Annotated in this window: 19 protein-coding genes; 12 read left to right on the forward strand and 7 right to left on the reverse strand. The window is 60.3% G+C overall.

Annotated elements, in window-relative coordinates; genetic code table 11:
- Positions 1–67 precede the first annotated feature (67 nt).
- On the forward strand, positions 68–676 hold the full coding sequence (leuD, locus tag CCGE525_RS21970; protein WP_120706138.1) for a 3-isopropylmalate dehydratase small subunit: 609 nt from the start codon (positions 68–70) through the stop codon (positions 674–676).
- Positions 677–865: 189 nt separating this feature from the next.
- Positions 866–1,684 carry a sugar phosphate isomerase/epimerase family protein gene (locus tag CCGE525_RS21975; RefSeq protein WP_120706139.1) on the forward strand — a complete coding sequence of 273 codons (819 nt, stop codon included), beginning with the start codon at positions 866–868 and terminating at the stop codon, positions 1,682–1,684.
- A 162-nt stretch (positions 1,685–1,846) separates the two neighbouring features.
- Here CCGE525_RS21975 and CCGE525_RS21980 read toward each other — a convergent pair whose 3' ends face one another.
- Positions 1,847–2,962 (reverse strand): ISAs1 family transposase, encoded by a 1,116-nt coding sequence (locus CCGE525_RS21980; protein WP_120702965.1) that lies wholly within the window; start codon positions 2,960–2,962, stop codon positions 1,847–1,849.
- 217 nt (positions 2,963–3,179) lie between these two features.
- Here CCGE525_RS21980 and leuB point away from each other — a divergent pair, with 217 nt between their 5' ends.
- The 8 genes from leuB (at position 3,180) to CCGE525_RS22020 (ending at position 10,823) form a co-directional block, all read left to right on the forward strand.
- Positions 3,180–4,292: a 3-isopropylmalate dehydrogenase gene (gene leuB / locus CCGE525_RS21985; protein ID WP_120706140.1), complete on the forward strand. Its 1,113-nt coding sequence runs from the start codon at positions 3,180–3,182 to the stop codon at positions 4,290–4,292.
- A gap of 95 nt (positions 4,293–4,387) precedes the next feature.
- A complete protein-coding gene (locus tag CCGE525_RS21990; protein WP_120706141.1) occupies positions 4,388–5,173 on the forward strand; it encodes a phosphatase PAP2 family protein in 786 nt (261 codons plus the stop codon).
- A gap of 93 nt (positions 5,174–5,266) precedes the next feature.
- Entirely contained in the window at positions 5,267–6,097 is an 831-nt protein-coding gene (gene lpxE, locus CCGE525_RS21995) for a lipid A 1-phosphatase LpxE (RefSeq protein ID WP_281024638.1), read from the forward strand.
- 222 nt (positions 6,098–6,319) lie between these two features.
- Positions 6,320–6,613 (forward strand): winged helix-turn-helix domain-containing protein, encoded by a 294-nt coding sequence (locus tag CCGE525_RS22000; protein ID WP_120706551.1) that lies wholly within the window; start codon positions 6,320–6,322, stop codon positions 6,611–6,613.
- A gap of 172 nt (positions 6,614–6,785) precedes the next feature.
- A complete protein-coding gene (locus CCGE525_RS22005) occupies positions 6,786–7,535 on the forward strand; it encodes a glucose 1-dehydrogenase (protein ID WP_120706142.1) in 750 nt (249 codons plus the stop codon).
- Between the two features lie 304 nt (positions 7,536–7,839).
- Positions 7,840–8,349: a Dps family protein gene (locus CCGE525_RS22010; protein WP_120706143.1), complete on the forward strand. Its 510-nt coding sequence runs from the start codon at positions 7,840–7,842 to the stop codon at positions 8,347–8,349.
- Between the two features lie 328 nt (positions 8,350–8,677).
- Positions 8,678–9,712 (forward strand): aspartate-semialdehyde dehydrogenase, encoded by a 1,035-nt coding sequence (locus CCGE525_RS22015; RefSeq protein ID WP_120706144.1) that lies wholly within the window; start codon positions 8,678–8,680, stop codon positions 9,710–9,712.
- Positions 9,713–10,001: 289 nt separating this feature from the next.
- Positions 10,002–10,823: a lytic murein transglycosylase gene (locus CCGE525_RS22020; RefSeq protein ID WP_120706145.1), complete on the forward strand. Its 822-nt coding sequence runs from the start codon at positions 10,002–10,004 to the stop codon at positions 10,821–10,823.
- An 88-nt stretch (positions 10,824–10,911) separates the two neighbouring features.
- Here the strand turns inward: CCGE525_RS22020 and tnpA are convergent, their stop codons facing one another.
- From tnpA to pdxY, 3 genes are all read right to left on the reverse strand, one after another.
- The gene (gene tnpA, locus CCGE525_RS22025; protein ID WP_120663694.1) at positions 10,912–11,346 is read right to left on the reverse strand and encodes an IS200/IS605 family transposase; all 435 of its coding nucleotides are present in this window, start codon (positions 11,344–11,346) and stop codon (positions 10,912–10,914) included.
- Positions 11,347–11,520: 174 nt separating this feature from the next.
- Positions 11,521–12,162 carry a carbonic anhydrase gene (locus CCGE525_RS22030; protein ID WP_120706146.1) on the reverse strand — a complete coding sequence of 214 codons (642 nt, stop codon included), beginning with the start codon at positions 12,160–12,162 and terminating at the stop codon, positions 11,521–11,523.
- A gap of 73 nt (positions 12,163–12,235) precedes the next feature.
- The gene (gene pdxY, locus CCGE525_RS22035) at positions 12,236–13,111 is read right to left on the reverse strand and encodes a pyridoxal kinase PdxY (RefSeq protein ID WP_120706147.1); all 876 of its coding nucleotides are present in this window, start codon (positions 13,109–13,111) and stop codon (positions 12,236–12,238) included.
- A 297-nt stretch (positions 13,112–13,408) separates the two neighbouring features.
- Between pdxY and CCGE525_RS22040 the strand changes: the two genes are divergently transcribed.
- Positions 13,409–18,199: an NAD-glutamate dehydrogenase gene (locus tag CCGE525_RS22040; protein ID WP_120706148.1), complete on the forward strand. Its 4,791-nt coding sequence runs from the start codon at positions 13,409–13,411 to the stop codon at positions 18,197–18,199.
- A gap of 150 nt (positions 18,200–18,349) precedes the next feature.
- Positions 18,350–19,738: an MFS transporter gene (locus tag CCGE525_RS22045; protein ID WP_120706149.1), complete on the forward strand. Its 1,389-nt coding sequence runs from the start codon at positions 18,350–18,352 to the stop codon at positions 19,736–19,738.
- 183 nt (positions 19,739–19,921) lie between these two features.
- Here CCGE525_RS22045 and CCGE525_RS22050 read toward each other — a convergent pair whose 3' ends face one another.
- From CCGE525_RS22050 to CCGE525_RS22060, 3 genes are all read right to left on the reverse strand, one after another.
- The gene (locus CCGE525_RS22050; protein ID WP_120706150.1) at positions 19,922–21,037 is read right to left on the reverse strand and encodes an ISAs1 family transposase; all 1,116 of its coding nucleotides are present in this window, start codon (positions 21,035–21,037) and stop codon (positions 19,922–19,924) included.
- Positions 21,038–21,146: 109 nt separating this feature from the next.
- Positions 21,147–22,763: a bifunctional phosphoribosylaminoimidazolecarboxamide formyltransferase/IMP cyclohydrolase gene (gene purH, locus CCGE525_RS22055; RefSeq protein WP_120706151.1), complete on the reverse strand. Its 1,617-nt coding sequence runs from the start codon at positions 22,761–22,763 to the stop codon at positions 21,147–21,149.
- Between the two features lie 90 nt (positions 22,764–22,853).
- Complete coding sequence (locus tag CCGE525_RS22060; protein WP_425375879.1) at positions 22,854–24,479, reverse strand: heparinase II/III family protein; 1,626 nt, start codon at positions 24,477–24,479, stop codon at positions 22,854–22,856.
- Between the last annotated feature and the right edge of the window lie 155 nt (positions 24,480–24,634).

The following is a 24,634-nucleotide window of genomic DNA, read 5'->3' on the forward strand; positions in this document are numbered from 1 at the left end:
TTTTTGCAGGGATTTGCTCTATTGGCAGGATATTCGTGCATAGCCGAAAATTGAAGGCAGGACCCCCATGGACAAGTTCGTGAAGTTAACCGGTGTCGCAGCACCCCTCCCGGTCGTCAATGTCGACACCGACATGATCATCCCGAAGGATTATCTGAAGACCATCAAGCGCACCGGTCTTGGCACGGGTTTGTTCGCTGAAGCCCGCTACAATGAGGACGGCTCGCCGAACCCGGATTTCGTGCTGAATAAGCCCGCCTATCAGAATGCCAAGATCCTCGTCGCCGGCGACAATTTCGGCTGCGGTTCCTCGCGCGAACATGCCCCTTGGGCGCTGCTCGACTTCGGCATCCGCTGCGTCATTTCGACCAGTTTCGCCGACATTTTCTACAACAATTGCTTCAAGAACGGCATTCTGCCGATCAAGGTCAGCCAGGAAGACCTCGACAAGCTGATGGACGACGCCTCGCGCGGCTCCAATGCCATTCTAACGGTCGATCTGGAAAACCTCGAAATCACCGGCCCGGACGGCGGCACGCTCAAGTTCGAACTCGACGAATTCAAGCGCCATTGCCTGCTGAACGGCCTCGACGATATCGGTCTGACGCTGGAAAAAGCCAAGGCGATCGACAGTTTCGAAAAGTCGAATGCCTCATCCCACCCCTGGGCTGCCTGATCGATTTCATCATCGCATCTACGTTTCAAAGCCGGGCTTCATCGCCCGGCTTTTTTGTTTCCGTCACGTAAGGTCACGACATTTGGTCGGTCTGTAATATCTCCGACAAGAAGCGGGTTCATATAGCCTCTGCGGAAGCCCAAGCGGCTTTTCCTACCCCTCTTCTTCCCCTCCCGAACGGAGCATTCCATGACCTCTCTTCCTATTGCTGGCGCCGCCATGACGCTCGCTGACGTCGAAATCCACCGCGACTGGCTGCTCGCAAAGCCGCGCGACCTGGAACTGCAGAGCTTCGTCGAAGCCGACGTCCTGAACGGCGATTGGGCGCCGCTTGCTGCGCAAGCCAAGAAGCTGCTCGACGGTCATCAGGGCCGCCTCGGCATCCACGGCCCGTTCTGGGGTTTCATCATCGCCTCGCAGGATCCGGATATCCGCGCCGTCGTTTCCAAGCGCCTGATGCAGGCCCTCGACGTCTGCGCCAATATCGGCGCCACGCAGATGGTCATCCATAGCCCCTATACGTCCTGGTCCTACAACAACCTCGACAACAACAAGGGCGAACGCGAAAAGATCATCGAATATACCCATCAGACGCTGAAAGAGGCCGTCAAGCGCGCCGAAGATATCGGCCTGACCATGGTCATCGAAAACATCGAGGACAAGGATCCGCATATCCGCGTCGATCTCGCCGACAGCTTCAACTCGCCCGCCGTCGCCGTTTCGATCGACACCGGCCATGCCCAGTACGCTCACGGCTACACCGGCGCACCGCCCGTAGATTACTATGTTCACGCCGCCGGCAATCGCCTGCGGCACATCCATCTCCAGGATGCCGACGGTTATGCCGACCGTCACTGGAGCCTTGGCGAAGGCAATATCCACTGGCGCGCCGTCTTCGCCGCCCTTGCCAAGCTCGACAGCAATCCGCGCCTGATCATCGAGATCAAGGACAAGTCCAAGATCCCGGCATCGGCAGCCTACCTCGCTTCGCTTGGATTGGCTGAGTAAGTTTCCCATTTACCTTCTCCCTTCGGGGAGAAGGTGCCCGAAGGGCGGATGAGGGGGGCGCAAAGCGCCGTTGCTGAACATTGTTATTGGGCAACGGGAAATTCCCGATAACGCCCCCTCACCCCGCGCGCTTCGCGCGCCCCTCTCCCCGAAGGGGCAGGGCTATCGCATTTGAGCGAGGAGAGATTTGAGGAAGGAGTTGTTCCATCCCGCCTTTTTGACTTTGAGGCGGATGGAGTCCTTCGTTGGATCGGATCGCAGCAGGTTGAGGGCGAGACGGCGGAGGATGGCGAGGTTCTGCGCAGTGTGATCGTTTCGTGTGTGGATACGATCTTCGCCGAAGGCGACGTCGAGAATCCAATGCTGGCTGTTTTCGATGGACCAATGAGCCCGCACCACCCTGAGGACCTCGTCGGGATGAAGCAGGCACGATAGGGCGACATATCGCGTCTGGCGTTCTTCCTGCCCGTTGACGAGGCGGCGCGCATCAATCCTGGCCATGGCGACCAAGCCGTCGAAGCGATAGGTCTCGGCCCAATCCGGGACCGCCCGGACCCAGGCGCGACGCTCTTCCACCCGGCCGTGCGCGGCGGATGTGTGCGGGCTTGCGGCGGCAGCCGGCTCGACATTGGCGAACAAGGCTGCCGCGGCCCGATGAAGCGGACCGCGATTGCCTTTGATCATCAGGGCATAATCGCCACTGCGTGCCCGGATGGCTTGCGCCGTCCGGCGACTGCCATGCAAGGCGTCGGCGGTAACGATGCTGCCGGCCAGATCTAACAGGGCGATGATCTCACGCGCCGCCGTCACTTCACTGCGGCCGGCGGCCAGGCGTTGGCCCAGAACCAGCCGTTGCTCGGCACTCCAGACCGTCACCAAATGCAGCGGCGTCGTGCTGCCAGCAGCCTCGACCGCTCCGCGCAGCGATTTGCCGTCAATCGCCAGCACCGGCAGTCTTTCGTCCTGATCCCCTTGCGCATGGGCAAGCGCGGCGGCAAAGGCCGTCATGAAGCGACGAAACACCACCTCGAATGCCGCAGGCTCCAGCAGACGAAACGTCCGGCTAAATGTGTCGTGACTGGGAACGCCATGATCCAACTGCAGAAATTCGCTCAGCACATCCTGCTTGTCGCGGCCAAAGGCGGCAAAGTCCACGCAACTTTCCGCCCCGCACAACATGGCAGCAAAGGCTATCAGCAACACATCAGCCAAAGAATGCCGGGCATTCGCTGCCCGACCATCCGGCAATTCGCAAAACAGATCCTGCAAGCCTCGCATGCAATCTCTCCAGACCAACTTCTGGAGAACCTACAGAATCCAATTCCTCACCAAACGCCACAACTTCCTCATATGCGATTCCCCTGCCGAAGGGGCGAGGGCAAATCCTCGACCCAAACTCGACCAAACCGTACCGTTTCACCGCCTTCCTCGCTTGAAAAGCCGCATTTGCAGGTCTAAGAACCCGCAACTTGTTTCTTTTGCGGAGGCTTTTCCCATGACAGTGCGCAATCTCTTCCTCCTGCCGGGTGACGGCATCGGCCCTGAAGCCATGGGCGAAGTCCGCAAGATCATTGCCTATATGAACGAGGCGAAGAATGCCGGTTTCGTCACCGACGAAGGCTTGGTCGGCGGCTGCGCCTATGATGCGCATGGTTCGGCCATTTCGGAGGAAGACATGGGCAAGGCGCTGGCGGCCGATGCTGTGCTCTTCGGTGCCGTCGGCGGTCCGAAGTGGGACGGCGTTCCCTATGAAGTGCGCCCGGAAGCCGGCCTGCTGCGCCTGCGCAAGGATCTTCAGCTGTTTGCCAACCTGCGCCCGGCCATCTGCTATCCGGCGCTGGCATCGGCTTCCTCGCTGAAGCCGGAGCTGGTTGACGGCCTCGATATCCTCATCATCCGCGAGCTCACCGGCGGCGTCTACTTCGGCGAGCCGAAGGAGATCATCGACCTTGGCAACGGCCAGAAGCGCGGCATCGATACGCAGGTTTACGACACCTACGAAATCGAGCGCATTGCCGGCGTCGCCTTCGAATTGGCGCGCACCCGCAACAATCGCGTCTGCTCGATGGAAAAGCGCAACGTCATGAAGTCCGGCGTGCTCTGGAACCAGGTGGTCACCGCGACGCACAAGGAAAAATATGCCGACGTGCAGCTCGAACATATGCTCGCCGACGCCGGCGGCATGCAGCTCGTGCGCCAGCCGAAGCAGTTCGATGTCATCGTCACCGACAATCTGTTCGGCGACATGCTTTCGGACGTTGCCGCCATGCTGACTGGTTCGCTTGGCATGTTGCCGTCAGCCTCGCTCGGCGCACCCGATGCCAAGACCGGCAAGCGCAAGGCCCTCTATGAACCGGTTCATGGCTCCGCGCCCGACATCGCCGGCAAGGGTATCGCCAACCCGATCGCCATGATTGCATCCTTCGCCATGTGCCTGCGCTACTCCTTCGGCATGGTTTCCGAAGCCGACGCACTGGAAAAGGCGATCGCCAACGTCCTCGACAGCGGCATCCGCACCGGCGACATCATGTCCGCCGGCAGCCGCCAGGTTGGCACCGCCGAAATGGGCGATGCCATCCTCGCCGAATTCAAGGCTCTGTCGGCGTAAGCGCTACCCGATTTTCACGTGAAACATTCAAAGCCCTCGCTCTCAGCGAGGGCTTTTTGTTGAACTGAACACAATAGACCCCTATTTCCCGTTGCATGGGCACGGAAACGACATCGCCGCCAGGCACCACAATCCAGCGGCAGTTACGACCTTGGCAAAGGCTGGCGCGGCGCTATGACGTTCGCCGCAGCCGTCATGGCCGCCTTCCTTGGCTCGCCTATACGCTGACCGCTACCAACATCGTCATTCTCGCCTTCCTCGTCTTCGACACACCGCTCGGGCAGGCTGTAAAGAACCTCTCGCCGAGACTGATCGCCGTCGCAGGCGCCGTCACCGATATCGGCCGGCTGGCCTCGATTCTCGCCGCGATCGCCGTCGTGTTTGCCGTCAGCCTTTCCGTCATCCGACGACGCTCGCCGGCGCATAGGCGTTACCGCACCGCCCATCTCATCCGGATAGTTGCCTATGTCAGCCTGTCTGTTGTTTCCACCAGCATCATCGTCAATCTTCTGAAAGACGCGATCGGGCGGGCAAGACCCCTGCTTTACGACCAGTATGGCATTCTCGGTTTTGAGCCGTTTCACGGCGGCTTCCTGTTTCAGAGCTTTCCGTCCGCGCATTCGGCCAATGTGGGCGCACTCTTTGTCGCTCTAGCCCTGCTTTTCCCGCGATTCCGGCTGTTGTTCGTTAGCGTCGGCCTTTGGCTCGGCGCCTCGCGCATCATCATCGGCGTCCATTATCCCAGCGATGTCGCCGCCGGTCTGGCGCTCGGCGCCTGGATCGCCTTCGCCGTCGCGATCCTCTTTTCCCGTTTCGGCCTGGTCTTTTCCACGGGACGAGATGGTTGGCCGCGGCCGCGGCTGAACCATGGGCTTCGCTGATCCAGCAGCCGTCGCAAATCCTTTAAAAAACTGTAGCAGGAGCCTGCTACGCGTGATCGCCGACCTGGTGAAAATGGTGGCGAGGCGGTGGATATGCAGGCAATCTTGACGTCTCTCGACAGGCGGTGGCGGCGAAACAAGAGTGGTTTTGCGCCCTCGCATTGGAAGGTCTGCCTGTTCCTGACTGCCAATTTGGTATTGCTCGCGGCCCTGCTGTTCGATTGGCCGGTCGGCGCAAACATCAAGAACATAGCTCCGCCCATTCATTTCTTCGGCAAGTTGCTCACCAATTTCGGCGAATCCGGCTGGATCATCCTGCTCAGCGCCTTCCTGTTCTTCGAAGGCTGGGCCGGTAGCCGGCTGTTGCAATCGCCGCGTAGCCGCTGCCAGGCCCTGCGCATCTGTCAGATCGGCGGCTATCTGCTGACGACCATCGCGCTTTCGGGTATCATTGCCAATCTCCTGAAGCGCGCCATCGGCCGCGCACGTCCCACGCATTTTGCGGATTGGGGTCCTTTCGGCTTCTCGCCCTTTAACGGCCATGCTGGCTTTGAAAGCTTTCCGTCCGGCCACGCGACCACCATCGGCGCCTTCTTCATGGCGCTTGCCTTCCTCTTCCCGCGTTACCGCTACATCTTCGCCGCATGTGCCCTTTGGCTGGCCACGACACGCGTGATGATCGGCGCTCACTATCCGAGCGATGTCATCGCCGGCCTCGCGCTCGGCGGCTGGTTTTCCTTCATGATGGCGATCGTCTATTCCCGCTACGGCCTGCTCTTCCGCATCGACGAGACCGGCTGGCCGGTGCCGAGATTGCCGCTGTTGAAGGGGCAGCGATATCTTGGCTGCAGCTTTAGCCACCCTCGTCCTCGACAGGCTCAGGATGAGGGTGGAGCGCATGCCGCGCCCAGCCGCAGAGGATAGGCCCTTCCCTAGAAGCGGAAGCCGGAGAGGTTAGCCCTTGGTGAGGTGGCGCGCAGCGCCCTCGAACCACGAGGGCGGATCGGGAAAAAGAAAGTCCTTCTCATCGGATATGCCGTACAACTCACCGCTACACCCCGAATGGTTGCCAAGCATCCTCCGCATTCATATATCTGAAGCAGCGAATTTGCGGGAAATTCATCCCGTTTGAGTGTGGCGAAGACGATGACCGATGTAGGACAGACGCGACTGAGCGAAAGGCAGATGGGACTGATTGCCCGGGCGCTCGCCGAGCCGCGCCGTGTGCAGATGCTGAAGGAAATCGGCGGTCGAGGCGAGCCCATGCCTTGCAGCGTGCTGACGCAATGCCACACCGTCAGCGCCGCGACGATTTCCCATCACCTCAAGGAACTCGAGAACGCCGGTCTCATCGAGATCCTACGCGACGGCAAGTTCGCGAGCCTGGTGTTTCGGCGCGATGTCCTGAGCGCCTACATGGCGGAACTCGCCAATATCTGACAATCATTTTCCTGGCATTTTCCTTGCGCACCGCACCCTCTCCTCTTGTATCAGTTAGATGATTATCTAAATATCGAACTGACGGGATGAAGGCCACCATATCAAGGCCTTATCTCCGCCAATAATTCGATAATCATCCAATTATCTAACGATCATCTCGATAGGAGATAACATGAGCAAGCTGGCAGGTAAGGTCGCGATCGTGACCGGAGCATCGAAGGGTATCGGCGCGGGCATCGCCAAGGCACTGGGCGAGGCGGGTGCCGCCGTCGTGGTCAATTATGCGTCGAGCCGCGAAGGCGCCGACAGGGTCGTGGCCGAGATCACCGCCAAGGGCGGCAAGGCGATCGCGGCTCATGGCGACGTTTCGAAATCCGCCGACGTGAAGCGTCTTTTTGCTGAAACCAAGGAAGCATTCGGCGGCGTCGACATTCTCGTCAACAATGCCGGCGTCTATCAATTCCAGGCGCTGGAGGAGATCACCGAAGAGGAATTCCATCGCGAATTCAACATCAATGTCCTCGGCACGCTGCTGACGACGCAGGAAGCGGTGAAACATTTCGGCCCAGAAGGCGGCAATGTCATCAACATCGCCTCGACCGCCGTCACCATGAACCTGCCGACCGCCACGGTCTATACGGCGACCAAGGCCGCCGTCACTTCGATTACCCAGATCCTTGCCAAGGAGCTCGGTCCGCGCAACATCCGCGTCAACACCATCTCGCCGGGTGGCGTCGAGACCGAAGGCGTCATTGCCGCAGGCATCATCGGCAGCGATTTCGAAAAGCAGATGGTCTCGCAGACGCCGCTCGGCCGCCTTGGACAGCCGGGAGATATCGCCCCGATTGCCGTCTTCCTCGCCTCGAAGGACTCCGGCTGGCTGACGGGCGAAACCCTCTATGCCGGCGGCGGCCTGAAGTAACCACTTATCCGTAGAGCCGCTTTCCTCTCGACGAGGGAAGCGGCGTTCCCTGATGCCATGGTCCCGAACCGGTCGACCACTCCAGCGACAATTGCCAAACCGCCTCCGTCTTCATACTATCATTGCCATTCGGGTTTTTCCGTAGATCCCGCAGCCGGTTTTGCTGCAAACGACATCTTGACCGCGAAAACTTTCAAGACAGATCCTGTCTGCAATGCGATCCCATGCGAACGCGCACGCCATTAATTCCTGCGAAAAACTCTGAGCGATCGCTGTTGCGACCAACGAAACGGAGCACGTCATCATGAATACCGCCAATACCAAATCGAAATTGGGCACCCGTACCAACCTCAGCCAAGAAGCGACACGCGATATTTCCGCAGCGCTGAATGCCCTGCTGGCCGATGTCTTTGCCCTTTATCTCAAGACCAAGAATTTCCATTGGCATATGAGCGGGCCGCATTTTCGAGACTACCACCTGCTGCTGGACGAGCAGGGCGAGCAGCTCTTCGCCATGACCGATCCAATTGCCGAACGCGCCAGAAAGATCGGCGGCACAACGCTGCGCTCGATCGGCCATATCGCCAAGCTGCAGCGTATCCCCGATAATGATGCCGAATATGTCGACGCGCAGGACATGCTTGCCGAACTGGCCGACGACAATCTCAAGCTTTCTGCCGAAATCCGCGCCACCCACAACGTCTGCGATGAATATGGCGATATCGCCACCGCCAGCCTTCTCGAAAACTGGCTGGACGAGACGGAACGCCGCACCTGGTTCCTGTACGAATCCACACGCAACACCAACCGTTAAAAGTTCCCCCTGATTTCCGCGTTCCCACGGAAGTGGGAACGCAAAATCCTTGACTCCTGTGGAAAACCTCTTAGAACCGGCGACGGAAAAGGAAGACCTCCATGCTTCGCTTCGAGCAGATCGATAATTTCGGTCACCTGGCAGAATTTGCCGGGCAGGAGTTCCGTTTTCCGGTTTCTTCCAAAACCAAGGCCAAAACGACGACGAAAACCGTCTGACGTCTCTGGCCTGCCGCTCTCTCCCCGGCCCGGCCGGGGACAGGAACCGGTCGTCATGGCCGCTGTTCCCCCCTCGCCCAAGAGGAGAGAAGAGAAAGAGAGCTTGAGAAATGGGTTTCAAAGTTGCAGTAGCGGGCGCGACCGGGAATGTCGGCCGCGAAATGCTCAACATCCTGGCCGAACGCGGTTTCCCGGCCGATGAGGTCGTAGCACTCGCATCCGCCCGCTCGCAGGGTACTGAGGTTTCCTTCGGCGACCGGACGCTGAAGGTTTCCAACCTGGAAAATTACGATTTCTCCGACACCGATATCTGCCTGATGTCGGCCGGCGGCGATGTCTCCAAGAAGTTCTCGCCGAAGATCGGCGCCCAGGGCTGCGTCGTCATCGACAACTCCTCGGCCTGGCGCTACGACTCCGACGTGCCGCTGATCGTGCCGGAAGTCAATCCGGATGCCGTCACCCAATTCACCAAGCGCAACATCATCGCCAACCCGAATTGCTCGACCGCGCAGCTTGTTGTGGCCCTGAAGCCGCTGCATGACTTTGCCAAGATCAAGCGCATCGTCGTCTCCACTTATCAATCCGTCTCCGGCGCAGGCAAGGACGGCATGGACGAGCTCTTCAACCAGACCCGCGCCGTCTTCGTCGCCGATCCGATCGAGTCGAAGAAGTTCACCAAGCGTATCGCCTTCAACGTCATCCCGCACATCGACGTCTTCATGGAAGACGGCTACACCAAGGAAGAATGGAAGGTACTCGCCGAAACCAAGAAGATGCTAGATCCGAAGATCAAGGTCACCTGCACCGCCGTGCGCGTGCCGGTTTTCATCGGCCATTCGGAATCGGTCAACATCGAGTTCGAAAACGAAATCACCGCCGACCAGGCCCGCGATATTCTGCGCGAGGCACCGGGCTGCCTTGTCATCGACAAGCGTGAAAACGGCGGCTACATCACGCCCTACGAGTCCGCCGGCGAGGACGCCACCTACATCTCACGCATCCGCGAGGACGCGACGGTCGAAAACGGTCTCAACATCTGGGTCGTCTCCGACAATCTGCGCAAGGGCGCGGCGCTGAACGCCATCCAGATCGCCGAACTCCTGATCAACCGCGCCCTGATCAAGCCGCGCAAGCAGGCGGCATAAACGGTTTATAAACCATTTACGGTTTTTCAACCTTTGCTGGTTAAGCAGGATTCAAAGTAAAGCCTCGCCATTTCCGATAGAAAGGCGGGGCTTTTGCAAAGTAGCCATCAGGTACAATGTTTCACGTGAAGCGAAAATATTGATCGCTAAAACGTGATAATGACAGAATCGCCGGATACTGGCATGGTCCGGTGACAACAAGACCGCGCATAAGCCCAGAAAACGCAAGGCTTATGCGCCATCGAAAACGGTTACCGCGCCTCGCGCGGTAAGAATTCGGGGACTCTGAATGCGCATGACAAAGTCTGGAATGGCAGCTCTCGTGGCAGGCGGGTTGCTGTTGGTAACGCCCTTTGCCGCGAATGCCGCATCTTGCGGCAATTCGTCTGCCGGTTTTGAGAATTGGGTGCAGCAGTTCAAGCAGGAAGCGCAGGCTCAGGGCGTTAGCGCCTCTGTCCTCGACCGAGCCTTTGCCAACGTGCACTACAATCAACCAACCATCCGCGCCGATCGCGGCCAGAAGAGCTTCAAACTCTCTTTCGACGAATTCATGAAGAAGCGCGGCGGCCAGCAGATCATCAGCCGCGGCAGGAGCATGAAGCAGGCCAACGCCGCGTTGTTCCAAAAAATCGAGAAGCGTTTCGGCGTGCCCGCCGGCCCGATCATCGCCATCTGGGGCATGGAAACAGGTTTCGGCGGCTTCATGGGTGACCAGCATACGCTCTCAGCCGTGTCGACCCTTGCCTATGACTGCCGCCGGTCCGATTTTTTCACCGATCAGCTCTATGCCGCGCTCAAGCTTGTTGGCGAAGGTTATCTCAGCCCGTCCGCCCGCGGCGCGGCCCATGGTGAAATCGGCCAGACGCAATTCATGCCGAAAAACGTCGTCAATTTCGGTGTCGATGGCGATGGCGACGGCAAGGTCGATCTGGTCGGCTCCCGTGCCGACGCGCTGGCCTCGACTGCGAATTTCCTGAGGGGCCATGGCTGGCAGCCGGGTCTCGGCTATCAGCCGGGCGAACCGAATTTCGCAGCGATCGGCGGCTGGAACGATGCAGTGGTCTACCAGCAGGCAATCGCCTATATTGGCAAGCAGATCGACGGCCAATAATTACGGCCATAAACCAAGTCATAACCTCCACCAAAGGTGGAGGTTTGAAACGCTGCGCTTGAACCGCTAGAAGCGGTTTTGTTAGCGCTTAGTAGCTACGATTGAAGAGGTCGGCAAAGTCGGAAGCTTTGTCGGCCTTTTCCTGATTACGGATATATTGTCTGACGACCTGCTCGTTGTAGCCCGTCGTCGATACGAAATACCCGCGCGCCCAAAAGTGATAACCCTTGTAGCGGCGCTTGCGCGCATATTTGTTGGCAACGTAAAGGGCTGTCTTGCCCTTCAAAAAGCCGACAATATGCGCAACCGAGTATTTCGGCGGGATCGATATCAACATATGCACATGGTCGGGCATCAAATGACCCTCTTCGATCTGGCAGCCTTTCTGCTGTGCCAGCCGACGTAAGAGTTCTCCCAACTCACGCCGTACGTCCCCGTAGAGTCTTTTCGTTCGGTATTTGCTGCCAAAAACAACGTGATACTTGCAGTCCCACGTCGCATGCGAGAGCGTTTGCTCATCCATAGAACCTCCTTGTTCGAAGTCTGGGCCGCGCCAGCGGTTCAAGCAGGAGGTCTCTCAACTACCGTGTAGAACTCGTCCAGTCCTCCACCATAGGTGGAGGTTTATTTATGGGTATAACAAAAGGCGCTTCGGCCAGATGGTCCGAAGCGCCTTTTTCGTTGCCCTATCGTGGTCTCAGATTTCCGGCCGGATAAAATCGCGCGTCTTCGGGTCCATCACCCAAAGCTCGCCGGTGGAGATATCGAACCATGCGCCGTGCAGGTTCAATTTCCCTTCCGCCTCCAGCGCCTTGATATCGGGAAAGCTACGCAGATTGTCGAGCGAATTGCGGATGGAGATGCGCTCCAGCGCCGTCTGCCGCTCGGCCGGAGTCATGACATCATTGCTCTGGATCTGTTCGGCGGCTGGCCTTACGAGGCCCATCCACCGGCCGATGAAGTCGCCCGACGACAGCGGCTCGGCATTCGGGTCCAACGCGGCGCGGATGCCGCCACAGCGACCATGCCCCATGACAACGATATCCGAGACCTTCAATGACTGTACCGCGAACTCCAGAGCTGCGGATGTCGAGTGAAAATGGCCGTCCGGCTCGTAGGGCGGCACCATATTAGCTACGTTGCGGATGACAAAAAGCTCTCCGGGACCGGCATCGAAAATGGTCTCCGGCGCCGAGCGGCTATCGGAACAGGCGATTACCAAGGTCGCGGGATTCTGCCCTTCCTCCGCAAGGCTGCGATAGCGTTCGCGCTCATCGACGTAACGCCCGCGCATGAAGTTGCGATAGCCGTTCAGAAGGGAGGTAGGAAAGCTTTGCATGACATTGAATTACAGTGCGGCGCGGCCGATGGCAACTATTGCACCGCAAAAACGTCCCCGACGTACTGGACAGCTACTTCTTCCGCCGTTGCGCCGGATGCAGCAAGCGCCGCATCTGCACCATTGCCATCGGCGTCGACAGGCTGGATGCGTCGGCCGCGAGCGTCAGCTCGTCGCTGCCGCGCTTGACTGCCCGCGCCAGCACTTCATAGACGCTGGCCGTGGTCAATTGCAAAGCCCTCTCTTCCTCCATGCCGGAAAGAAGCCGCGACAGGAACACGGCCGACAGCAGGTCGCCAAGCCCGTTCGGGGCATTGTCAATGCTGCGATGTTCGGCAAACAGCGCGTTGCGACCGCTGAGATAGAGATTGCCGGTGCCGCCGGTCATCATCGGCACGGCCGACGTCACCAGCATGCGCGATGGTCCGAGCGCCAGGGCGGCCTCCATGACGGCATTGTTGTCCTCCAGCGGCGCACCGGCGAGCCAGGCAAGCTCGTAGCGGTTCGGCGTCGCTAATGATGCCAGCGGAATGAGGTGATCGCGAATTGCTTCCGCGGTTGCCTCGGGCACGTAGAGTCCGCCAGCATCGCCGATCACAGGATCGCAGGCATAGAAGAGATCGGGGTTCTTTTCCCGCAGCGCCGTCACCAGCCGGGCGACGGAGCGTGCCTGCGCGGCATTGCCGAAATAACCCGACAACACCGCCTTGACCTCCGACAGCCAGGGCGCGGCGATGAGATCGTCGATCGCGTGGTCGAAATCCGCCTCGTTGAAGGTTAGCCGCGTCGAACGGCCATGGCCGGGATGCCAGGGCAAAACGACGGTCGGCAGTGCCCAGACCGGATGCCCCAAGGTTTCCAGCGCGAAGACGGCGGCGCGATTGCCGACGGAACCTCTGACGACATGGCTGGAGATGACGATAACGGCGCCCGCCGCAGTGTCCGACATGATGCTTGCTTCCAGTTCCGATCTTGCGACTTCGATGGCGCCGTTGATGATCTCTTTATCGTCACTCTGTCAACTACACTTCACAGAGTCATGAAACCCTCTGTTGAGTAGCGAATGCCCGCCAATTTTGCCCCAATTTTCATGCGGTTTGCAGTGAGATCTCACAGGCCAGCAAGATTCTTCAAAATTCGAGGCCAGATCGGTCGAAAAGCAATGAAATCCGCATTCATTTTGCCAGTTTTTTCGATAGACCTTCTGATAAGGTGACCAAAACTCTTGAAATAAGGGAGGAATTTCATGGCATCCAGGACTAATCCGAAGCGCGAAAAGCAGATCGAAGCGGCGCGCAAGATCGCCGCCGCGACCGGCGAGGCACATCTCGATCCGGAGATTCTGTTCGGCCGGGCGAGCAATGACGATTTGGAGCGCTACAGCCCGGAAATGCTCGCCCTTGCTTCAGTGCATGCGGCCAGGGAACTGGCGGCCTGGAGCGGCGCTTCTCCGCGCGTCAATATTGAGCAGGTTGCCAATATCGACCCCGACGGCGTGCCTGTCTCGATCCTGTCGATCACCGACCACAACATGCCCTTCCTCTACGAATCGTCTATGGGTGAGGTGACGAGCAGCTACCGCGACCTTTACATGGCCGTGCATCCGATCCTGGTCGTCGAAGACGGCAAGCAGCCGGCGCTTTATTCCGCCGATCAACCGAGCGATCCCTCCCATCGCGTCAGCCACATCCAACTGCATCTGTCGCCGCTAACCGGGGCACAGACGGCAGACCTGATCAAGCGCGTGCAAACCGTGCTCGATCAGACACATCTGACCGTTTCCGACTGGAAGCCGATGCTGGCGCGGCTGGACACTGTGATAGCGGAGCTTTCCACCTATGAGGCCGCCGGCCGCCGCAAGGCGGATCGTGACGAGGCGCTGGCCTTCCTCGCCTGGCTGCGCGACGGCAATTTCACCTTCCTCGGCATGCGCGAATACGTCTATTCCGGCAAAGGCACCGACGCCAAGGTGGAGCGCGACCGCGGCGCCGGCCTTGGCATCCTCTCCAATCCCGATGTCCGTGTCCTGCGCCAGGGCAAGGACGCCGTCACCACCACACCGGAAATCCTCGCCTTTCTCGATGGCCCGGATTTCCTGATCGTCACCAAGGCCAATGTGAAGTCGGTCGTGCACCGCCGCGCCTATATGGACTATGTCGGCGTGAAGCGTTTTGATGCCAACGGCAATGTCACCGGCGAGCTGCGCATCGTCGGCCTCTACACTTCGACCGCATATACGAGCGCTGCCGCCGAGGTGCCGTTGCTGCGTTCGAAGGTGCAGAAGGTCAAAGACCATTTTGGCTTCGACCCGGCCAGCCATTCCGGACGCATGCTGGACAACACCCTGGAATCCTATCCGCGCGACGATCTCTTCCAGATCGACACGATGCTGCTCGCAAGCTTTGCCGAACAGATCAACGACCTTGCCGACCGGCCCCGCGTGCGTGCATTGCCGCGCATCGACCATTTCGACCGTTTCGTCTCGGTCATCGTCTATGTTCCCCGCGAAGAATATGATTCCGTCGTCCGCGAGAAGATCGGCAATTATCTGAAGACCGTCTATGACGGCCGCGTTTCCGCCTACTATCCGGCCTTCCCGGAAGGCGGCGTGGCGCGCGTGCATTTCATCATCGGCCGCAGCGTCGGCAAAACTCCGCACATTCCGCAGACCAAGCTCGAAGAGGCTATCCGCGCCATCACCGCCCGCTGGGACGACCGCTTCGAAATGCTGGCCGGGCCGAAGGCGCCGCATATCTCCGTCAGCCAGGCCTTCCAGGAGGCCTTTTCGCCCGACGACGCCGTTGCCGACCTGCCCGATATCACGGCCATTGCCGGCCCCGGACAGATCCGCATTGCCTTCTACATCCGCAAGGACGAGGCAGGGGATATCCTGTCGCTGAAGATCTTCCATGGCGAAGGCAATCTGGCGCTGTCGCGCCGCGTACCGCTGCTCGAAAATCTCGGTTTCAATGTCTTGAGCGAGCGGACCTTCGACATATACGTCACCGCCAAGGACGCTGCGACCGGCCATGTCGTTCTCCACGACATGGAGCTGGAAGCCCGCAGCGGCATGACGATCGATCTCGCCCGACATGGCGCAGCGCTCGAGGAAGCCTTCCTCGCCGCCTTCGACGGCACGATCGACAATGACGGCTTCAACCGGCTGATCGTCTCAGCAGATCTTTCCGCCCGCGAAACCAACGTGTTGCGCGCCTATGCCCGTTATCTGCGCCAGGCCGGCATCGCCTATTCGCAGGATTATATCGCCGCGACGCTGGACAAATATCCACGCATCGCAGGCTCGATCTTCCGCCTGTTTCACGACACGCTCGATCCCAAGCTCAGCGACAAGAGCCGCACGAAACGGCTTTCCGAGCTGCATGCGACCATCGAAACCGAGCTCGCCGACGTTCCAAGCCTCGACGATGACCGGATTCTCCGACGCTATGTCAACGCGGTCGATGCGACGTTGCGCACCAACTACTTCCAGAGAAGCCCGGACGGTACGCCGAAGGCCATGCTTGCCTTCAAGCTCGACCCGAAATTGCTGGATGGTCTGCCGGAGCCGCGGCCTTTCCGCGAAATCTTCGTCTATGGCGTTGAGGTCGAGGGCGTTCACCTGCGCTTCGGCAAGGTCGCCCGCGGTGGGCTGCGCTGGTCGGACCGCGCTGAAGACTACCGCACCGAGGTGCTTGGCCTGGTAAAGGCGCAGCAGGTGAAGAATGCCGTCATCGTGCCGGTCGGCGCCAAGGGCGGCTTCTATCCGAAAAAGCTTCCGATCGGCGGCACCCGCGACGAAATCTTCAATACTGGTCGCGAAGCCTACAAGACTTACATCCGCACGCTGCTGTCGATCACCGACAATATCTCCGGTACGGATGTCGTCCCACCGCCGGACACGGTACGGCTGGATGGCGACGACTCCTATTTCGTCGTCGCCGCCGACAAGGGCACTGCTACTTTCTCCGACACCGCGAACGCCCTGGCTCAGGAAGCCGGCTTCTGGCTCGACGACGCCTTCGCCTCAGGCGGCTCGGCCGGTTACGACCATAAGAAGATGGGCATCACCGCCCGCGGAGCCTGGGAGACCGTCAAGCGTCACTTCCGTGAAATGGATATCGACATCCAGACGACGCCCTTCACCGTCGCCGGCGTCGGCGACATGTCCGGCGACGTCTTCGGCAACGGCATGCTGCTGTCGCCGAAAATCCGCCTGCTCGCCGCCTTCGATCACCGCGATATCTTCATCGATCCCGATCCGGACATGGATAAGACGCTCGCCGAGCGACAGCGGCTCTTCAACCTTGCCCGCTCGAGCTGGCAGGACTTCGACAAGAGCATCCTGTCGAAAGGCGCGATGATCATCTCGCGTTCGGCGAAATCGGTAACGCTGACGCCTGAAGCAGTTGCCGCCATCGGCATCGACAAGACGGTGGCAACACCCTTCGAGATCATGACGGCGATCCTGAAGAGCCCGGTGGATCTGCTCTGGTTCGGCGGCATCGGCACCTATGTGAAGGCGCCGGCCGAAACGGATTCGGAAGTCGGCGACCGTGCCAACGATCCGATCCGCATCACGGCGGAAGAGGTTCGCGCCAAGGTAATCGGCGAGGGCGCCAATCTCGGCGTCACCCAAAAGGGCCGCATCGCCTATGGCCTCAGGGGCGGGCGCTGCAATTCCGACGCCATCGACAATTCGGCGGGGGTCAATACCTCGGACGTTGAGGTCAACATCAAGATCGCTCTGGCATCCGCCATGTTCGACGGCCGCCTGACGCGCGCCAAGCGCGACACGCTGCTGGCTTCGATGACCGACGAAGTGGCGGCGCTGGTGCTGCGCAACAACTATCTGCAGTCGCTGGCGATCTCCCTGACCGAACGCAAAGGCACCGGCAACGCCCTTGAGCTCAGCCGCTTCATGAGCGTGCTGGAAGCGGCCAAGCAGCTCAACCGCAAGGTCGAGACGCTGCCGGACGACCAGACCTTTGCCGAACGTTACGCCAATGGCCGACCGCTCAGCCGCGCCGAGATCGGTGTCCTGCTCTCCTACGCCAAGATCGTCCTCTTCGATGCCCTGGCAGCGAGCGACCTGCCGGACGATCCCTATTTTGCCGCGACGCTCAGCCGTTATTTCCCAGCGAAGATGCAGCGCTCGAATGCCGGCGACATCGCTGGCCATCGGCTACGCCGCGAAATCATCGCGACGGCGCTCGCAAACGAAGCGATCAACCGCGGCGGGCCGGGCTTCGCCATCAGCATGATGGATGCGACGGCGGCGTCTGCCGCCGAAGTGGTCAAGGCTGCCGTGCTGGCACGTGACGGCTTCGATCTCGACAGACTGTGGAACGGGACCGATGCGCTTGATGGCAAGGTCGGCGGCCAGACACAGAACCGGGTCTATGGCGAAATCACCGAAGTCTATACGGTGCTGACCCGTCTGCTGCTGAAAACCGGGGCCGCCAAGGGCGATATCGAGGAAACTGTTAGCCGGCTTCAGGCCGCATTGAAAAAGCTGCGGCCGGTCTTCCTCAGCCAAATCCCGGTGGATTTCGCCGCCGAGATCGCGACCCGGCAGGCAGATTATCAGGCCGCCGGTCTTCCGGAGAAGCTCGCCGCCGAGATTGCGACGATCTACGCACTCGTTCTTGTGCCGGAGATCATGCAGATCGCCGAGCGCACCGGCGATACGCTCAACCGCGCCGCCGAAAGCTACTTCACCGTGTCGCAGACTTTCCGCGTCGGCCGCCTGTTGCTTGCCGGTAACCGCATCGTCACCGGCGATCATTATGAAAGCCTGGCGTTGGCGCGCAGTCTCGACCAGATCGCCGGCGCCCGTCGCGATATCGTCATCTCGGCGCTCAGCAACCATCCCAAGGACAAGCAACCGATCTTGGCATGGCACGCCGAAGACCGCATCCGCATCAACCGCATTGCCGAAGAGCTTGTGGGCCTCAGCGAAAGCGGTGATCCGAACCTTGCCCGGATCACCGTCGCCGCCGGCCTCCTGACCGACCTTGCGCACGACCGGGCGAGATGAGACAGTCCGCCCGGCTCGATAGAGCAATTCCAGGAAAAGTGCGAAGCGGTTTTCCGTCCGGAATGCGAAAAAACAAAGGGATAGAGCGGGAAAGCGATTCTGCGAAACGCTGAACCGCTCTAGACGAGCTATGGAATCAGGGGCAGGCATTTGGTGGCTACAGAAATAAGAGACGATGCGCCGGCGAAGGTGCCGGCGCGAGGCATCTGGGGATGGATGTTCTTCGACTGGGCGGCGCAGCCGTTCTTCACCGTCGTTACCACCTTCATCTTCGGCCCCTATTTTGTCGCCCGGCTGACGGCGGACCCGGTCTCGGCGCAGACGACCTGGAGCAATATGGCGACGATTTCCTCGGTGATCATCGCCGTGCTGTCGCCGGTGCTCGGCTCGATCGCCGATCAATCCGGCAGACGCAAACCCTGGATTGCCTTTTTCGCCGTCATCAAGATCGCCAGCCTCTTCTGCCTCTGGGGAGCCGCACCCGGCTCACCGGTGATCTATCCCGTCATCTTCATGATCCTCGCTTCGATCTCAGCGGAATTTTCAATCGTCTTCAACGATTCGATGATGCCGCGGCTCGTCGGCAAGAGCGATATCGGCCGGTTGTCGAATGCCGCCTGGGGGCTTGGCTATCTCGGCGGCATGATCGTGCTCATCTCCGTCGTAGCGCTCTTGGCCGGCAACCCGCAAACCGGCAAGACCATCCTCGGCCTGACACCGCTCTTCGGCCTCGACGCCACTCTCGGCGAAGATGCCCGCATCACCGGGCCGATTTCCGCCGTCTGGTATTTTCTCTTCATTCTGCCGATGTTTTTCTTCACCCCGGATGCTCCCCGCGGCCGTCCGTTCGGTGCATCGGTTCGCTCCGGCCTGAATGAGCTCGCAGCGACGCTCGGCGAACTGAAGCGCCGCCGAGGCATCAGTCTCTTCCTGCTTGCACGCATGATCTACCAGGACGGCGTCAACGGCCTTCTAATCCTCGGCGGCACCTTCGCCGCTGGTATGTTCGGCTGGCCGACCATCGAGATCGGCATTTACGGTATTATCCTCAACGTCGTCGCCATTTTCGGCTGTTTCGTCGCAGGTTATGTCGATCGCTGGCTGGGTTCCAAGATAACGGTCGTCATCAGCCTGACCATGCTGCTGCTGGCTGCCCTCGGCATCATCTCCACTGGACCGGGCTTCACGCTCTTCGGCCTCGTGCCGCTTTCGACGGTCGATTCCGGCGGCCTGTTCGGCACGGCCGCGGAGAAGGCCTATATCGGCTACGGCCTGTTGATCGGCCTCGCCTTCGGCCCGGTGCAGGCCTCATCGCGCTCTTATCTCGCCCGCAGCGTCAGCCTTGCCGAAGCGGGCCGCTATTTCGGCATCTACGCGTTGTCTGGCCGCGCCACCAGCTTCATGGCGACCCTCTTGTTCTCGCTGATGACCTATTGGAGCGGCTCCGCCCGCCTCGGCATGGCAACGCTCATCGTCTTCCTCGCCGGCGGGCTGCTGCTTCTGCTGCCGACACCCTATCCCGCTGACAGGACAAAGTAAGATATCCCTCTATCGATTTGCGGATATGCTCCTCCCTTCTCCCCAGCGGGGAGAAGGTGCCCGAAGGGCGGATGAGGGGGTCGCTCGGCGTATTCGGAACCAGCCTATATCATTGCGAACAATATATAACTTCCCAGTAACACCCCGCGCGCTTCGCGCGCCCCTCTCCCCGAAGGGGCAGGGCTATCGCATTTGAGCGAGGAGAGATTTGAGGAAGGAGTTGTTCCATCCCGCCTTTTTGACTTTGAGGCGGATGGAGTCCTTCGTTGGATCGGATCGCAGCAGGTTGAGGGCGAGACGGCGGAGGATGGCGAGGTTCTGCGCAGTGTGATCGTTTCGTGTGTGGATACGATCTTCGCCGAAGGCGACGTCGAGAATCCAATGCTGGCTGTCTTCGATGGACCAATGAGCCCGCACCACCCTGAGGACCTCGTCGGGATGAAGCAGGCACGATAGGGCGACATATCGCGTCTGGCGTTCTTCCTGCCCGTTGACGAGGCGGCGCGCATCAATCCTGGCCATGGCGACCAAGCCGTCGAAGCGATAGGTCTCGGCCCAATCCGGGACCGCCCGGACCCAGGCGCGACGCTCTTCCACCCGGCCGTGCGCGGCGGATGTGTGCGGGCTTGCGGCGGCAGCCGGCTCGACATTGGCGAACAAGGCTGCCGCGGCCCGATGAAGCGGACCGCGATTGCCTTTGATCATCAGGGCATAATCGCCACTGCGTGCCCGGATGGCTTGCGCCGTCCGGCGACTGCCATGCAAGGCGTCGGCGGTAACGATGCTGCCGGCCAGATCTAACAGGGCGATGATCTCACGCGCCGCCGTCACTTCACTGCGGCCGGCGGCCAGGCGTTGGCCCAGAACCAGCCGTTGCTCGGCACTCCAGACCGTCACCAAATGCAGCGGCGTCGTGCTGCCAGCAGCCTCGACCGCTCCGCGCAGCGATTTGCCGTCAATCGCCAGCACCGGCAGTCTTTCGTCCTGATCCCCTTGCGCATGGGCAAGCGCGGCGGCAAAGGCCGTCATGAAGCGACGAAACACCACCTCGAATGCCGCAGGCTCCAGCAGACGAAACGTCCGGCTAAATGTGTCGTGACTGGGAACGCCATGATCCAACTGCAGAAATTCGCTCAGCACATCCTGCTTGTCGCGGCCAAAGGCGGCAAAGTCCACGCAACTTTCCGCCCCGCACAACATGGCAGCAAAGGCTATCAGCAACACATCAGCCAAAGAATGCCGGGCATTCGCTGCCCGACCATCCGGCAATTCGCAAAACAGATCCTGCAAGCCTCGCATGCAATCTCTCCAGACCAACTTCTGGAGAACCTACAGAATCCAATTCCTCACCAAACGCCACAACTTCCTCATATGCGATTCCCCTGCCGAAGGGGCGAGGGTAAAGTCGTCAATGGCGGAAGTGCCGGATGCCCGTGAACACCATCGCGACATTGTGCTCGTTGGCAGCGTCGATGACTGCCTGGTCACGCATCGAGCCACCCGGCTGAATGACGGCTGTAGCACCCGCGGCAATTGCCGAAAGCAGGCCGTCCGCGAAGGGCAGGAAGGCTTCGGAAGCCACAGCGGAGCCGCGCGTCAGCGGTTCGGCAAGCCCCATGGCCTTGGCGGCCTCCTCGGCCTTGATGGCAGCGATGCGGGCCGAATCGACACGGCTCATCTGACCGGCGCCGATACCGGCCGTCTGGCCATCCTTGGCATAGACGACGGCATTCGATTTCACGTGCTTGGCGACACGGAAGGCAAACTTCATGTCTTCCAGTTCCTGAGCCGTCGGCGCGCGCTTGGTGACGACCTTCAGCTCCATGTCTTCGACCAGCGCATTGTCGCGGTTTTGGACGAGCAGACCGCCGGATACGGTCTTTGCGGTCAGGCCGGGAGCGCGCGGATCGGGCAGGGCGCCGACCGACAGCAGGCGAAGGTTCGGCTTGCGGGCGATGATCGCCTTGGCTTCCTCGGTGACCTCGGGCGCGATGATGACCTCGGTGAAGAGCTTGACGATCTCTTCCGCTGTCGCGGCGTCAAGAATGCTGTTCAACGCGATGATACCGCCGAAGGCCGACACCGAGTCGCAGGCCAGCGCCCGCTTATAGGCTTCGACCAGGCTTGGGCCGGTAGCGACGCCGCAAGGGTTGGCATGCTTGATGATCGCGCAAGCCGGACCCTTCTCCGGCAGGAACTCGGCAACGAGCTCATAGGCCGCATCGGTATCGTTGATGTTGTTGTAGGAGAGCTGCTTGCCCTGGATCAGCATCGCGGTCGAGACACCCGGCCGGTTTTCACCGGTGACGTAGAATGCCGCCTTCTGATGCGGGTTTTCGCCGTAACGCATTTCCTCGCGCAAAACACCGCCGATGACGCGATGGCGCGGCGTGGCGATGTCCAGCGCCTCGGCGAACCAGTTGGAGATCATCGCGTCATAGGCCGCTGTACGAGCGAAAGCCTTGGCGGCCATGCGCTGGCGGAAGGCATAGGCGGTCTGGCCGGCGTCGGTCGAAAGCTGCTCCAGCAGCTCGGGATAATCGGCCGGATCGGTGAGGATCGTCACATAGGCGTGGTTCTTGGCCGAAGCGCGGATCATTGCGGGGCCGCCGATGTCGATATTCTCGACTGTCGTCGGATAATCCCCACCGGCCTTTCGGACATCTTCGAAGGGATAGAGATTGATGACGACCAGGTCGATGCCCTCGATGCCGTGCTCCTTCATCGCCGCCTGATGCTCGGCATCGTCGCGGATGGCAAGCAGGCCGCCATGCACCTTCGGGTGCAGCGTCTTGACGCGGCCGTCCATGATCTCCGGAAAACCCGTCACGTCGGACACATCGGTCACGGCAAGGCCCGCGGCCGCAATGGTCTTGTGCGTGCCGCCGGTCGACAACAGCCGCACGCCCTTGTCGCTGAGCGCCTGGGCGAGCTCGACGATACCGGTCTTGTCGGAGACGGACAGAAGCGCGGTCTTCACCTTCACTTTGTCGGGGGCTGGGATTTTTTTGGAAACGACGGCCATGTGCTTTCTCCAGTCTAGCGTGAGGAGATGTCCGGCGACAACGGCGCGGGACAATATGCCCGCCCCGTTAACACAGCTTAAGCACTTAGCCTATGGCCGATAGGATAAAAACCAGCGGATTTCCGGCTTTTCGGCGATCGGGAAAACGATCTCGAGCTGGTCCGAAGAACGCATGCCGGAAGCATCGGCAAAAAAGATATCTTCGGCGACCAGCACCTCGTTGCCCGGCGAGGACAATACCCAGGTCTCCCCATCCGGCGCGATTAGCAAGGCAGAGTCGGTCTCGGTCTGGAGCAGGCTGATGGAAGGATGGATGTGAAAACGCGCTGAGGCCAGACCATCGCCCTTCAGCAGCGATTTCTTGCCCTCCGGCACAAAAAAACGGTCGCGGCCGGCAAGAATGGTGCCGTTGGCATTCAGGCTCAACTCGCGCTCATGGGCATAACCAAAGGTCGAGAGGTAGCCGTCATGGACAGCCCGGACATAATCGCGACCATCTTCGGTTTCGGCGCGCTCGACGATGACCTTCTTCACGCCGCTGACTATCACCGGGCCGAGGGTTTTCGACTTGGAAAACTGGCTCGACGAGGTATCGTCGAGCGTCACGGTGGAATGCGCCGCCGTAGCGCGGGCCGCCTGGATGTAGCGGTCACCGGCAAAATTCGGCGAGCCGGAATTGATGATGAAGCGGGATTTGCCTGAGGACATTTCGAAGGACAGACAGCCGGCATGCGCCGTCCGGCTCAAATCCGCGGAAGCGGGCGCCCCCGTATCGACGATGACCACTGCATGTCCGGCGGCCAGCCGATGATATTTGGTATGCGGCAGCGCCTTGAACACCTGACCGGCGGTTTCGTCATAACGCAGCACCGACATCAGCTCGTTGGCCAGCGTCGAGGTCGCGCCGTTGAAGAGCGCGAGATCGCCATCCTGATGCCGGAAGAAGCGCAGGGCCGGATACATGCGATCGATGCCGGGGATCAGCCGGGCCGGCGCATCATGGCCAAGATTGACGTAAGTCTGGCGCAGCGGCAGCAAATCGAGCAGCAGTTCCAGCGCCACACGCGGATTGCGCGAGATATGTCCGCCATCCTGGAGGATCTGCCGGTCGATTTCCCGGTCGAGCGCCTGGCCGGCACGCTTCAACGTCGAGGCGCCGTTCGGCATGGCGACCGAGGACAGGGCAAGCGCGATCCGCACCCGGAACCGCGTCTCGCCGTCACGGGTCGTTGCCGCCACGCGGCGGAGATAACGGACGTGGAAGACCAGCATGCGCATGAAACGACGATAAAAGCCGCCATCCGTGCCCTGCAGGACCACGGGCGAATGCGACAGCCAGGCAATTAGCCGCTGGGCAGCTGTATCAGGCGCCCAGGCTATTCCCTTTAGCCGCCGGCCGTGCACGGCCATCCAGTCGTTGAGAATGGATCGCGCTAAGGCCGAGGCCTGATCGCTCTTTTCCGCCCGCAAATGCCGCAGCCAGCGAAAACTGTGCAGTCGGGCGGCAAAAGCCTGCGACGGCAGCTCCAGGGCGAAGGGTGATTGCCCCTCCAATTCCAGCACCCGGCCGGCCAGGAGGATGCGGCCGTTCAAAAGCTCTTCGACGAAGAACGGATCGATGCTGCGCAGGTCCGTCGGAGCCACGATCAATCGTTCCGGCACACGCATCGTGTGGCGGGTAAGACGCAATCGCGCCAACGCCGTGCGGCGCGACATTCGCCGCCATGCTTCCCGCATGTGTAAACTCACCGAACCCTGCCGGAAAACCTGCATATTTGCTTATGCTTACTCTCTATCTCGGTGGTTAAGAAGAGGTTAGGAATATGCCAAATAAGGACATTGTGCCCTATTTTTGATCAAGTCGAGCGTAA

This window comes from Rhizobium jaguaris (assembly GCF_003627755.1).
GTDB classification, from domain to species: domain Bacteria; phylum Pseudomonadota; class Alphaproteobacteria; order Rhizobiales; family Rhizobiaceae; genus Rhizobium; species Rhizobium jaguaris.

Excerpts from the sequence above, each read along its gene's own strand:
- leuD (WP_120706138.1), top strand. The coding sequence starts at position 68 with ATGGACAAGTTCGTGAAGTTAACCGGTGTCGCAGCACCCCTCCCGGTC.
- CCGE525_RS21975 (WP_120706139.1), top strand. The coding sequence starts at position 866 with ATGACCTCTCTTCCTATTGCTGGCGCCGCCATGACGCTCGCTGACGTC.
- CCGE525_RS21980 (WP_120702965.1), bottom strand. The coding sequence starts at position 2,962 with ATGCGAGGCTTGCAGGATCTGTTTTGCGAATTGCCGGATGGTCGGGCA.
- leuB (WP_120706140.1), top strand. The coding sequence starts at position 3,180 with ATGACAGTGCGCAATCTCTTCCTCCTGCCGGGTGACGGCATCGGCCCT.
- CCGE525_RS21990 (WP_120706141.1), top strand. The coding sequence starts at position 4,388 with ATGGGCACGGAAACGACATCGCCGCCAGGCACCACAATCCAGCGGCAG.
- lpxE (WP_281024638.1), top strand. The coding sequence starts at position 5,267 with ATGCAGGCAATCTTGACGTCTCTCGACAGGCGGTGGCGGCGAAACAAG.
- CCGE525_RS22000 (WP_120706551.1), top strand. The coding sequence starts at position 6,320 with ATGACCGATGTAGGACAGACGCGACTGAGCGAAAGGCAGATGGGACTG.
- CCGE525_RS22005 (WP_120706142.1), top strand. The coding sequence starts at position 6,786 with ATGAGCAAGCTGGCAGGTAAGGTCGCGATCGTGACCGGAGCATCGAAG.
- CCGE525_RS22010 (WP_120706143.1), top strand. The coding sequence starts at position 7,840 with ATGAATACCGCCAATACCAAATCGAAATTGGGCACCCGTACCAACCTC.
- CCGE525_RS22015 (WP_120706144.1), top strand. The coding sequence starts at position 8,678 with ATGGGTTTCAAAGTTGCAGTAGCGGGCGCGACCGGGAATGTCGGCCGC.
- CCGE525_RS22020 (WP_120706145.1), top strand. The coding sequence starts at position 10,002 with ATGCGCATGACAAAGTCTGGAATGGCAGCTCTCGTGGCAGGCGGGTTG.
- tnpA (WP_120663694.1), bottom strand. The coding sequence starts at position 11,346 with ATGGATGAGCAAACGCTCTCGCATGCGACGTGGGACTGCAAGTATCAC.
- CCGE525_RS22030 (WP_120706146.1), bottom strand. The coding sequence starts at position 12,162 with ATGCAAAGCTTTCCTACCTCCCTTCTGAACGGCTATCGCAACTTCATG.
- pdxY (WP_120706147.1), bottom strand. The coding sequence starts at position 13,111 with ATGTCGGACACTGCGGCGGGCGCCGTTATCGTCATCTCCAGCCATGTC.
- CCGE525_RS22040 (WP_120706148.1), top strand. The coding sequence starts at position 13,409 with ATGGCATCCAGGACTAATCCGAAGCGCGAAAAGCAGATCGAAGCGGCG.
- CCGE525_RS22050 (WP_120706150.1), bottom strand. The coding sequence starts at position 21,037 with ATGCGAGGCTTGCAGGATCTGTTTTGCGAATTGCCGGATGGTCGGGCA.
- purH (WP_120706151.1), bottom strand. The coding sequence starts at position 22,763 with ATGGCCGTCGTTTCCAAAAAAATCCCAGCCCCCGACAAAGTGAAGGTG.
- CCGE525_RS22060 (WP_425375879.1), bottom strand. The coding sequence starts at position 24,479 with ATGTCGCGCCGCACGGCGTTGGCGCGATTGCGTCTTACCCGCCACACG.